Raw genomic sequence first — 11,820 nt, forward strand, 5'->3', positions numbered from 1 at the left:
AGGCTCGGAGACTGTCATGGAACTTGATCCGGTTCTGCTGTCGCGCATCCAGTTCGCCTTCGTGGTCAGTTTTCACGCGATCTTCCCTGTCTTCACCATCGGCCTCGCCGCTTTCATCGCCTTCCTTGAGGGGCTGCTCTACAGGACCGGCAACCCGGTCTACGAGGAACTCTCCCGCTTCTGGACCAAGGTCTTTGCCGTGGTCTTCGGCATGGGAGTGGTGTCTGGCATCGTCATGGCCTTCCAGTTCGGCACCAACTGGAGTGTTTTTTCCTATTCCGCCGCCAATTTCCTGGGACCGGTTCTGAGCTACGAAGTGGTCACCGCTTTCTTTCTGGAAGCGGTCTTTCTCGGTGTTCTCCTCTTCGGCCGTCACCGGGTGCCAGCGGGCACACACCTGTTCGCGGCCATCATGGTGGCCGTGGGCACATTCATATCCTCCTTCTGGATACTATCGGCCAACAGCTGGATGCAGACACCAGCCGGGGTGGAACTGCGTGATGGCATCTTCCACATGACCTCCTGGCTGGAAGCCATCTTCAACCCTTCCTTTGGCCTGCGTTTCCTGCACTTCGCCATTGCCGCCTTCCTGACCGCCGGTTTCGTGGTACTGGGCATTTCAGCCTGGTACCTGCGCCATGACAAGGCCACCGCCAGCAGCCGTCGCGCGCTGTCCATGACCGTGGTGCTGATGGCCATCCTGGCTCCCACCCAACTGGTGGTGGGTGATCTGCACGGCCTGGATACCTTCAAGCACCAGCCCGAGAAGGTGGCAGCCATGGAGGGGATCTGGGAGACCCAGGAAGGGGCGCCACTGCTGCTGTTTGCCATTCCCAGCCAGTCAGCGGAACGCAATTTCCTGGAAATCGGCATCCCCAAGGGAGCCAGCCTGATCCTGACTCATGAACTGGATGGTGAGATTCGGGGGCTCAAGGAATGGGCACCGGAGGATAGACCCCATGTTGCGACGGTCTTCTGGAGCTTCCGCATCATGGTGGGGCTGGGATTGCTGATGATCGTGTTTGCTCTTGCCGGTGTCGTGCAGCTTGTTCGCGGGCGCCTGTACGAATCACGACGACTGCTCAGAATCTACACCTGGATGATCCCGGCACCCTTCATCGCCGTTCTGGCCGGCTGGTTTGTCACCGAGGTGGGTCGCCAGCCCTGGCTGGTTCACGGCATCATGCGGGTGGAAGAAGGCATCACGCCTTCCCTCACCGGTGGCATGGCCCTGTTCACGCTGATCGGCTTCATTCTGGTCTATTCGGCCGTATTCGTGGCGGGTGTCTATTATCTGGGCCGCGTCATGCGGGCGGGGCCCGAATCCTTCAAAGCGGAGGATGAGGATTCCGGCATCGCCAAGCGGCCTCTGGCCAATGTGAGCACACGCCTGAGCGAGGGTGATGAACCCTGGGGCATTCCGGAGGGCAAGTGATGGAACTCATTGACCTGACGCTCATCTGGATCGTGATTCTCGGCTTCGGGGTGTTGATGTACGTCCTCATGGACGGTTTCGACCTCGGGGTGGGCATCCTCTTTCCCTTCGCCCCCTCAAACGCCGCCCGGGACGACATGATGAATTCGGTGGCTCCGGTCTGGGACGGCAATGAGACCTGGCTGATACTGGGCGGGGCAGGCCTGCTCGCGGCTTTCCCCATGGTCTATGCCGTCTTCCTGCCCGCACTGTACATCGGTGTATTCCTTCTACTTGCGGGACTCATCTTTCGTGGTGTTGCCTTCGAGTTTCGCTTCAAGGCCAATCGCTCACGCTATATCTGGGACCACGCCTTCAATATCGGCTCCACCGTGGCGGCCTTTGCCCAGGGTGCTGTGGTCGGTGCCTACATTCAGGGTTTCCAGGTGGAAGGTTTCCAGTATGTGGGCGGGCCCTTTGACTGGCTCACACCGTTTACTGTGATGACCGGCCTCGGGGTGGTTACCGGCTATGCCCTGCTGGGTGCAACCTGGACCATTCTCAAGACCGAGGGCGAAACACAGCGCTGGGCCTGGCGCATCACTCCCTGGCTGATCGTCGGCATGCTCGCCTTCTTCCTGCTGGTCAGCGTGTGGACGCCCCTGACCAACGAACGGGTATTCGAACGCTGGTTCGGAAACATCGAAGTGTTGTGGATCTTCCCGGTGGCCACACTGGCGGTCTGCGCCTGGCTATACCAGGCTGTCCGCAAGCGTCGGGAAGGCACCCCCTTCGTGGCGACCATGACTCTCTTCGTGCTGTTCTACATCGGCCTGCTGATCAGCATGTGGCCCTACGCCGTGCCGCCCGAGCATACCTTCTGGGATGCCGCTTCGGACCCCGGCTCCCAGCTCTTCCTCCTGCTGGGCTTCCTGTTCGTCATTCCCTTCGTCCTTGGTTACACCGCCTGGACGTATTGGGTTTTTCGCGGAAAGGTGGGCAATCAACAGGGTTACGGCCACTGATTCCTCGCCAGACTGACGTGACGGGAGCGGCATGACGCCCGATGAAGCCGCAAGGGAGGATCTGGCCCGGCGGTCAGCCAATCGGGCCGATGCGCACTGGCTGACTCGACAGGCACCCGCCCGCCAGCGCCATCGCCTGACCCTTCTGGTCAGCCTTGAGGCCGTCTGGCTGATCCTGTTCCTGCTGCTGCTGGCACAGTGCATTGCCTATCTGGCCACGGATGGCACAAGCCTGGGTCTTGCCGACGACACGCTACGCCTTGGCCTGGTGCTCCTGCTGATCATCGGACTGACCCGCTACTTTCTGCAGCGGGCGCTGGCCCGGACGGTGACCGATCTGGCCGCCACCGTGACCACCGCCATTCATCGTCGCGCCCTCACCCGGGCCCTCTCGCCGGCCTGGCGCACAAACCAGAACGCCGGCGACGCCGAACTCGGACTGCGTCTGAGTGAACACATCGAGGCGCTGCGACCCTGGTTCGAGACCTACCTGCCGACGCGAACTCGCGCCATTGTCCAGCCTGGGCTGATCCTCCTCATCGCCTTCAGCCTGGATTGGCTGGCTGGCCTGCTTCTGCTTCTGACGGCCCCTCTGATTCCCCTGTTCAGCGCCTTGATTGGCCTGGGCACCCGGGCACTGGCAGACCAGCAGAGAGAGCGCCTGGAGCGACTGGGTGCCCATTTCCTTGATCGCTTGCGTGCCCTTCCCACGCTGCGCCTTTTCCGCCAGAGCGACCAGCAGGGAGAGAGTGTGGCCCAGGCAGCCGAAGCCTACCGGCGGAGCGCCATGCGGGTGCTCCGTGTCGCCTTTCTGTCTTCGGCTGTGCTCGAGTTCTTCAGCGCCGTTGCAATTGCCACCCTGGCCATTTACATCGGCCTTGCCCTGTTGGGTTTCATCGACGTCGGCCCCGCCGCCGGGATGACTTTCCAGAACGGGCTGATGCTGCTTCTGCTGGCCCCCGAATTCTTCCAGCCCTTGCGGCAACTCGCGGGTAGCTACCATGAACGGGCGGCGGCAATCGCTGCGGTGCCCGGTCTCAGGACAATGCTGCAGCCAGCTGCAGCAAGCTCTCCCCGGCAGGTTGCCGCCTCAACGAATGCTGCGCTGACCCGCGCACCCACGGTGAAGCTTGATGATGTCACGATCCAGTGGCCGGAGGCACAACGCCCTCTGCTGGAAAGGCTCAGCGCCCGCCTGGAGGCTGGCCAATGGACCACCATCAGCGGCCCCTCCGGCTGTGGCAAGAGTACACTGGCAGCGACCCTGCTCGGCCTGCGCCCACCCCAGCGCGGACGCGTTCTGCTTGACGGCAGGCCAATCGAGGATGTAACGGAAAGCCGTCATCGGAACGCCCTGGCCTGGCTCGGCCAGGAAACCCAGCTGCTGCCGACCAGTCTCCGACGCAATCTGGATCCGGGTCGTCAACACCGTGAGCGCGAATTGCTGGACGCCCTGGCGCAGGTGGGGCTGGGCGACCTCATCCGCCAGCTACCCGGCGGTCTGGAAACCCGTCTTGGCGAACGCGGTGCCGGTATTTCGGGCGGCGAGGCTCAACGACTGGCCCTCGCCCGAAGTCTTCTGGGCCGGCCACGCCTGCTGGTACTGGACGAGGCGACTGCCAGCCTGGACCCGGACAATGAACACCATATTCTCACCGCCCTGAAACACCTCAAGGGCCAGCTGACCATTGTGTTTTTCTCCCACAGCGAAGCGGTTGCGGCCGCTGCAGACCATCACCTAACCATCCGCGCAGGAGGCCTGCATGAGTCCCGGTGAGCGCAGGGATCTTCACTTTCTGCTGCGTGTGCTGCCCGCAGGCCGAAGGGGATGGCTGGTCGCAGGCAGCCTGTTATCCATGCTGGCTGCCCTTTCCTCGGTAGGCCTGGTGGCTGCTTCGGGCTGGCTGATCACCGCCAGCGGTCTCGCCGGAATTGCGGCGGCGGGGGGTGTGGCCATCACCCTGGAAATCTTTGCCCCGGGCGCCCTGATCCGTCTCTTCGCGGTCACCCGCACGGCCGGACGCTATCTGGAACGGCTGATCGTCCACGAGGCCGTCTTCCGCCTGCTCTCACGACTGCGTCGGGGACTGTTCCTGGAATACGCCCGCCGCCCCTTTGCGGTCCTTCGACGCATGGAAGACGGACCCCTGCTTGCGCGCATGACCGGCGACATCGGCCGCCTGGAGCAAGCCCATGCCGGCCTGATTCTGCCGCTGCAGACCGCACTCGTGATCCTGGTGCTGCTGGTGCCACTGCTGGGTCTGATGCTGGGTGGGGCCGCCGCCAGCCTTGGCCTGGTACTGCTGCTGGCCACCATGATGCGCTTGCACCACCACCTCCATCGGCAATCACCGCGGGAAGCCCGGCAGGCACTGGGAGAAGCCCGGGATCAGGCCCGACTGAACCGCCTTCTGAGCAACCATGCCGCCCTCTACTTCGCAGACCCCGGCGATGTGATGGCCGCTGAGCACCGACGACGCTATCTGCAATATGCCTGGCAGAAGGCCCGCAATGAGCGCCGAGCCCTGGGTTGTGACGCGGAAATCCAGCTGTTCTTCTCCCTGTTCGTGATCGCACTGATGCCGGCCTTCCTGGTCGGCAACAGTGAAGTCCCGTGGCTTGCCGCCGGGACGCTCGCCGTCCTGGCCGCGGGCACGGTCATGGCGGGTCTGGGAGGTGCGCTGTCGCGCTGGGGTGGCGTACGGGTTGCCCTGCACAGGCTGCGCACCCTCCGTCAGATTGAAGGCGGAGACAGTCCCCCCGGCGGCAAGCTGTCGGCGCCGTCATGGAGGCTCTCAGCCGTGACCCTCAGGCGTGGCATGACGGACAGACCGGTGCTCGACGGTGTCAATCTGGAGATCAAGCCGGGTGAACGGGTGCTGATCACTGGCCCCAGCGGCACAGGGAAGAGCCGTATCGCCCGTCTGCTGGCGGGGCTGGAAACGGCTGACGACGGAACGGTGTGGCTGGCAGAACGGCCCGTGACGGACTGGCCGGAGAATCAGCGATTTGCCCGCATCAGCCTGCTTGAACAGCACAGTGTGCTGCTGTCGGATTCGGTGCGTAGCAATCTTGTGCTGGGAAACCCGAGCCTGGACGATGAAAAACTCATGCAGGCGCTGAAGGCGGTCGGCCTTGATCGCGGCGGCATTGGCCTGGATCAGTGGATCGACCCCTACCGTCGTCCCCTGTCAGGCGGAGAGGCCCGTCGCCTGGTCTTGCTGCGTACCGTACTCAGCGACACCCCGGCCGTAATACTGGACGAGCCATTCCGAGGCCTGAATGCCGTGGACCGGCAGGCCGTCATCGACTGGCTCGAACCGACGCTGGCCGGAAAAACCGTGGTGCTGCTGGACCATGAACCCGATCCGGCCTGGACATGGCAGTGGCGCCACCTTCGAATGGAAGGTGGCGCCCTGCAAACGAGAATGAGTCAATCAGATTTCCCCGGATCCGGGAACACTTAGAATGACATCCCGTAGCCGATAATAACCTGATTGATATCGGAATCCATGAAGCGGCGAAGGCCGGCAAAGACCGGCCCCACATCCAGACCAATATCAAGGATCGGCTGATCAATCAGGTCATTCGGCTCCAGGCGGTACGCGGCATGCACGGCCATGTTCGGTGTGATGCCGACCGCCGCACCAAACTGAAGATTCAGGGAAAAATCATCGTCACCGCTTCCCGTACCCACGGGAACGACGAAGCTTACATAATTGAAGCCGCCAGCACCGTAGACGATGACGTTCTGGACGGGTTCAATGAAGTACCCCAGCTGCATTCCGACTTCGTTGAGGTGCGGCCGATCGTCTGCGAGTGCAATCAACCCGTACATCAGGTCAAAGCCCATGTACATGCCGTGTCGCTCGGCAAACTTCCCGAATATACGACCACGGTAGATGAACCCCTCCAGCTCAAAGTCACCGTTCATGTCTTCCTGAAGGTAGCCCGCGAAGGCCGTTCTGGCGGCCATGTAGGCCTGTGTCGGAGTATATTCCACGCCGTGGGGGCTGGCGATCTGGTTCTCGGCAGATTCACTGCCTGCTCCGGACTGCGCGTCGCCGCGTGGCGGGTCGACCGCGGGCGGCTGCCCCAGCGTGAGGGCCAGCTCGCCCAACAGTCCATCGCGGGAAACCTCGACCTGCCAGCGATCGCCCGGGCTGGCAGCCTCCAGCCGTGCCATTAGCTGCTGACGGGAAACCGATTCACCATCAATCGATACAATGACATCCCCCTGGCGCAGTCCCGCCGCTTGAGCAGGCCCACCCTGGCTCAATCCGGCGATGCGAGCATGATCAAAGCGATCCAGGCCCAACGATTGCGCACGTTCACCGACTTCCTCGAACTGTGCGCCGACCCAGGCCGAATCTCCGGCCAGTGCCTGCGCCGGTACGGCAATGGCAAATGCGGCCAGTACAGTACTCAAAAACAGTGCTGCGGATTTCACATTTCATCTCCCATCCAGAATCTGCCAATGACGGGCTCGGGGCCCGCTCCTCGGGGAGACTATATGTAAAACGACGACCGGCATCGTCACCCAAACGGGTGAGGAAATGACAACAATGCGGGAGGCGTCATTCAGTCTGATCGATCAATGCCCAGCCAGTACTTTCCCACCAAATCAGGATAGCTTCAGCGGTGTAACAGCGGAGCGGCGTAGAGCCGGGCCCGACAGCAAGTGCATCACAAGCTCCGGCTGCCGCCCGACGCCGGTCTTGCGAAACAGGGACTTGAGGTGGGAACGAATGGTATTCAGGGAAACACCGCCCTGTTCGGCGATTGCGGTCAGCGTTTCACCGGCCACAAGCTGAATGGCCAGGCTCGATTCGGCGGGTGTAAAACCGTAGACATCCCGCAACGTCTTCCAGCAGAGGCTGGGTACCCGCCCGGGAGCATGGAAAAAGAGGGCAACGAAACCTATTCGCTCAAGGGCCAGCAGGGGGTGATCCGGGTGGATCGGCAGCGCGGTCACGATCAGGCTGCCTCCGGCGGGGTCGCTGAGGCGCAAGGATCCTCCCGCCTGGGCCCACTGTCCCATGGAGGCATTCAGACAGGAATCGATCAGGCGGCGCAAATCACGCCCGGAAGAGCCACTGACCTCAAGCTTCTGGCTCTGTATTCGCAAGGGCTCGCAGGCTTCAATCAGGGCCTGCGCCTCGCTGCTCAGATAGCTGATTCGCGCGCTTTGATCCAGCAGCAGGAACGGATCGGGACTTTCCTGTGCGGCCTCCAGCGCGGCCGCGTCCACAAGGCGCTGCCGCGTGAACTCACGCCCAAGCTTCAGTATCCGCCGAAGATGGGGAATCAGGTCATTGAAGGCATCCGTCTCGGCCGGAGAGTAAGCCCCCTGCTGGCGCGTCCGCTGCAGCAGAAGCTGGACGGTCTCGCGCTCGGACTGGGCAATCGTGCCGAGCATGCCGTGATGGACATCCTGGGGACCGGCCCAGTCGTTGAAGAACTCCGTGTGATAGAAATCGCGCTGCGGGACAGAAAAGTCGTGATAGGTGGAATAGAATCGTCCCGCCTGCTTGCGCTTCAACTCCGGACGCCAGGGGCAGAGATTGACGTAATACTCCACATACTGGCGATGGAAGGCGTCATCGATGTTGAACTTCACGCTATCCAGGACTTCATCAGCCGTGGGGTTGAGCACCAGCATACGCCCGGAACGGGATCCGGAACGAGACACCAGTTGCTCGATGAATTCGGGCCACAGTGACGGTTCCGCCGCACAGCGGTACCCGAATTCAATCAGTTCGGAAAAAAGGCCATCACTCGCAACGGCCGGAAGCTTCCCCATACGGTTGCCCTGCCAAGCTATTATCCCCCACCCTGAAAGTCTAGGCCTTCCCTCCGAAATTACCAACAATCCCTTTCCAATTGTTCATCCCAGATATGGCAGGAAAATGACAGTGGATGCGAATGGGATTTTCAGACCACTATCCCACTTTGCCACTGTGCGCAATCTGGGGCAGTATCTGGCTCGACTTCACCGTTAGCCGACAGGAGACCCCGTATGAGCGATATCCGCTTCGATCACTACCCCGGCCCTGACCCAGCGATAGTGATGATTCACGGATGGACCTGCCGCCGAAGCGACTGGAACGCACAGATTGACCACTTGAACGGTCGGCACGAGATGCTTGCCCTTGACCTCCCCGGCCATGGCGACAGTCCGGTCGACGAACGAGCCCAGTGGACGATGCAGGCCTTCGCCGGAGACGTTGTCGATTGCTTACAGAAGCTTGCATCCGAGACGGTCGTCATCATGGGCCATTCCATGGGCGGCACTGTCGCACTGGAGGCCGCGGCCCTGGCACCGGAGCGCGTTAAAGGGGTTATTCTGGCCGATACTTTCCTGATCAACTACGGGGCGCTGACCGCCGAGGAAATCACTGGCTTCTACCAGCCCTTTTCTGACGACTTTCATTCCGCCATGGACACACTGATCGAGAACACCACCGGTCCCGATACCGGCGACGAGCTGAAGTCACGACTCAAGAGACAGATGGGCGAGGCCGACCCAGCCTGGGCACTGGCGGCCTGGGAACAGCTGCTCAACTGGAATCCAGCTCCGGTCTGGCCAAAGTTGAAGTGCCCGGTTCATGCCATAAACTGCCCGCTCATCCCGGACACGACCCGTGAACGCCTGGGCGCCCACATGAGCGAGACCGTCATCCCCGGCAGTGGGCATTTCCTGCAAATGGAAGTGCCCGCCGCGTTCAATGCCGCCATGGATGACGCCATCCGTCGTTTCTGAACCCGATCACTAAGGTTCATCGGCGAAGGCAAGAAATAAAAGGTTCTTCGCGGAAAAGCGGGGAGCGCCGAGCGGTTATGGGCCGTCGGGTTGATGGGGGCATGCCCGGAACCGCCGCAAGTACCTCCCTGTAGGCTGCGAAATCAACGTCCTGTTGATTACGCTTCCGGGCACGCCCCCACCAACCCGCCGAATCGCCGCTCTGGAAAGGGTCTTGGTGGCCCTGACCAGAACCGTGGGAAACAGGGATGTTTCCCTCGAGCCTACAGGGACGTATTCACGGCGTGTTCTGGGCAGGGCCACAAAGACCCGCCCTGGCAACCACGCCCGAAATCCCTCCCCGCTTTTCCGCGAAGAACCATAAAAAAGCCCATCACACTAGCGTGATGGGCTGTATACCTTGAGCCGGCCTCGCAAGACCGACGGTATCAACTGGTGAATTCGATCTCGAATGCCCCCTCACAGGGGTTAGGAGCATCAGGATCAACCGGCTCGCCATCAATGAATACCTGGCCGTTTGAATATTCCACATCAAAGCTGGCTCCACCCTCGACATCCACGGTCATGCGACCGGAGGCAATGACTTCACTACGGGTTTCATAACCTTCGATCACCAGCGGCTCAACGGTTGTGTAGTTGACGGCGATGTCACAATCCGTGCCGCCACGGACCAGCATCATGTAGCCATCAATGGTTTGTTCGGCCACGCCGGCGCCCACATCAAGCCACTGGGCTGTCGATACAAAGGGTGAATCCGGTTGACCAAACTGAAACTCCAGTGACTCATCGTCGAATTCCATCTCCCAGTTGAGATAGTAATTCAGGCTCAACAGGCCGCCAGCGGAGCATTCCTCGCAGGTATGCGCCAGTCCGCGAAGACGCCACTCCCCACCGGAAAACTCCCAGACAAACTGCCCATCAGCACCGACTGGGTCATCCTGGTTTCCAGCCCAGCGCTCATAGCGCACAGCCCCCTGCTCCGCTTCACCAAAGGCATTGTAACCATCGATGCGGGAGGGAAAACCGAACTCGGAGCCTTCCTGGCAATTGTCGTAAATTTCTTCTTCCAACCAGTCGATGACCCCCCCTTCCGTGTACGGCGACCCAACATCCGCAAACTCCTCAACAAGAAACTCCCGGGTACCGCCATCCTCACATTCCTCGACGGTTGCCATGGCTGCCTGGAGCCGTGCCATCATGCTGCCCCGGGAAGCGCTGCCATCACCGTCGTCGTCATCGTCATCGTCGTCAGTCGGATCATCCAGGGCACCAGACAGGACACTGGCAGAAGCAGCTGCCGCTGCTCGGTCACGATCACTGAGGCTGGCGTCATCGGAATCGCTGCTACTGCTGCTGAAACAACCAGACAATAAAAAAAGCACTGCTGTCAGGCTCACAAGAATACGGTAATCCATTGAAATCTCCCTCCAGAAACCGGAAATGGCGCGACCATCCCAAAGATAAACGCATGCAATTGCCGGCCAGGTCGGATATCACCAACCCCGTTACCGACCCCCAATACGCTCATGCTAGCCCGATTCGGGCGCTTGTCAAAGTCTTGCCAGAACCGGGACGACCGTCAATGGGAAAGACGCTCCTATCACTGTAGGAGGCGTCTGACACCGACTCGCACTCAGTAGAAGCGGCGCTGAAGCCCGGCGCTGTGCAGCACCGTGGTAGCAATTTCCTCGACAGAGGAGGTCGTCGTGCTGATGAAGGGAATGCCATAGCGGCGAAACAGGAATTCCGCCTCTCCGACCTCAAAGGTCACCTGGCGCGTGGAGGCGTAGTTGCTGTCGGGTCGACGTTCGTTGCGAATCTCCTTGAGACGAACCGGATCAATGGTCAGCCCGTACAGCTTGGATTTGTGTTTTTCCAGACTTTTCGGCAGCTTACCGTCTTCAAGGTCATCCGGGGTGAGGGGGTAGTTGGCGGCATAGACACCGTAATGCAGGGCCAGATAAAGACAGGTGGGGGTCTTCCCGGAGCGGGAGACCCCCACCAGAATCACCTCCGCCCGATCATAGTGCCGGGTGGTGATGCCATCATCATTGGCCAGAGCGAAGTTCATGGCGTCAATGCGGCGGGTATAGGTTTCGGCGTCAAACACACCGTGGGCCCGACCGGCGGCATGGGAGGAGGTGACCCTCAGCTCACGCTCCAGCGGGCCGATGAAGGCATCGAAGAAATCCAGGTACATGCCATTGGCTGCCTTGACGATTTCCCGGCATTCATCGGTGATCAGGGTGCTGAAGACCAGCGGGCGCCACCCCTCCTCTTCCGCCGTCTCGTTGATCCGGCGGGCCACGTCCTCCGCCTTGTCTTTGGTGCCGATAAATGGCACAGTCACCGGCCTGAATTCGATGCCGTCGAACTGGGTCAGAAGGCTGTGACCAAGGGTTTCGGCGGTTATCCCGGTTCGATCCGAGACGAAAAAGACGGTTCGGCGTGGTCGTTCCGGTTTTTCGCTCACGATCGGGTCTCCTGCCAGGACAAATGGCCTGCCGCCTTGGCATCGGCCACGGAATACTTGGAAAGGATCAGGCGCCGCCCGGGAATGTGCATGCGAACACCTGCCAGAGATCGGCCAGTCTTCCAGCTTTCAGTCCGTTTAACAA

General features: G+C 61.0%; 9 protein-coding genes. 5 read left to right on the forward strand and 4 right to left on the reverse strand.

Annotated features, from left to right (window positions below; all coding sequences use genetic code 11):
• Nucleotides 1-16 precede the first annotated feature (16 nt).
• Genes RBH19_RS00735 through RBH19_RS00750 form a run of 4 tightly spaced genes read left to right on the forward strand, consistent with a single transcriptional unit; the run spans nt 17 to nt 5,906 of the window.
• On the forward strand, nt 17-1,435 hold the full coding sequence (locus tag RBH19_RS00735; RefSeq protein WP_306726888.1) for a cytochrome ubiquinol oxidase subunit I: 1,419 nt from the start codon (nt 17-19) through the stop codon (nt 1,433-1,435).
• Entirely contained in the window at nt 1,435-2,439 is a 1,005-nt protein-coding gene (gene cydB / locus RBH19_RS00740; protein WP_306726889.1) for a cytochrome d ubiquinol oxidase subunit II, read from the forward strand. Before RBH19_RS00735 ends, cydB begins: the two co-directional genes overlap by 1 nt.
• A 31-nt stretch (nt 2,440-2,470) precedes the next feature.
• Nucleotides 2,471-4,216 carry a thiol reductant ABC exporter subunit CydD gene (gene cydD / locus RBH19_RS00745; RefSeq protein WP_306726890.1) on the forward strand — a complete coding sequence of 582 codons (1,746 nt, stop codon included), beginning with the start codon at nt 2,471-2,473 and terminating at the stop codon, nt 4,214-4,216.
• Nucleotides 4,203-5,906 (forward strand): amino acid ABC transporter ATP-binding/permease protein, encoded by a 1,704-nt coding sequence (locus RBH19_RS00750; protein ID WP_306726891.1) that lies wholly within the window; start codon nt 4,203-4,205, stop codon nt 5,904-5,906. The genes cydD and RBH19_RS00750 overlap by 14 nt, the downstream gene beginning before the upstream one ends.
• Here RBH19_RS00750 and RBH19_RS00755 read toward each other — a convergent pair.
• Both RBH19_RS00755 and RBH19_RS00760 read right to left on the reverse strand, forming a co-directional pair.
• Nucleotides 5,903-6,889, reverse strand: a complete 987-nt coding sequence (locus RBH19_RS00755; RefSeq protein WP_306726892.1) for a PDZ domain-containing protein — start codon at nt 6,887-6,889, stop codon at nt 5,903-5,905. The two genes, RBH19_RS00750 and RBH19_RS00755, sit on opposite strands and share 4 nt — an antisense overlap.
• A 174-nt stretch (nt 6,890-7,063) precedes the next feature.
• The gene (locus RBH19_RS00760; protein ID WP_306726893.1) at nt 7,064-8,242 is read right to left on the reverse strand and encodes a LuxR C-terminal-related transcriptional regulator; all 1,179 of its coding nucleotides are present in this window, start codon (nt 8,240-8,242) and stop codon (nt 7,064-7,066) included.
• Between the two features lie 216 nt (nt 8,243-8,458).
• Here RBH19_RS00760 and RBH19_RS00765 point away from each other — a divergent pair, with 216 nt between their 5' ends.
• Nucleotides 8,459-9,202, forward strand: coding sequence for an alpha/beta fold hydrolase (locus tag RBH19_RS00765; protein ID WP_306726894.1), 744 nt, complete (start codon nt 8,459-8,461; stop codon nt 9,200-9,202).
• A gap of 428 nt (nt 9,203-9,630) precedes the next feature.
• Here the strand turns inward: RBH19_RS00765 and RBH19_RS00770 are convergent, their stop codons facing one another.
• Complete coding sequence (locus RBH19_RS00770) at nt 9,631-10,617, reverse strand: hypothetical protein (protein ID WP_306726895.1); 987 nt, start codon at nt 10,615-10,617, stop codon at nt 9,631-9,633.
• 218 nt (nt 10,618-10,835) lie between these two features.
• Complete coding sequence (gene ppsR / locus RBH19_RS00775) at nt 10,836-11,675, reverse strand: posphoenolpyruvate synthetase regulatory kinase/phosphorylase PpsR (RefSeq protein WP_306726896.1); 840 nt, start codon at nt 11,673-11,675, stop codon at nt 10,836-10,838.
• Nucleotides 11,676-11,820: the final 145 nt, after the last annotated feature.

Origin of the sequence: Natronospira bacteriovora, from assembly GCF_030848495.1 — a bacterium.
Taxonomy (GTDB): domain Bacteria; phylum Pseudomonadota; class Gammaproteobacteria; order Natronospirales; family Natronospiraceae; genus Natronospira; species Natronospira bacteriovora.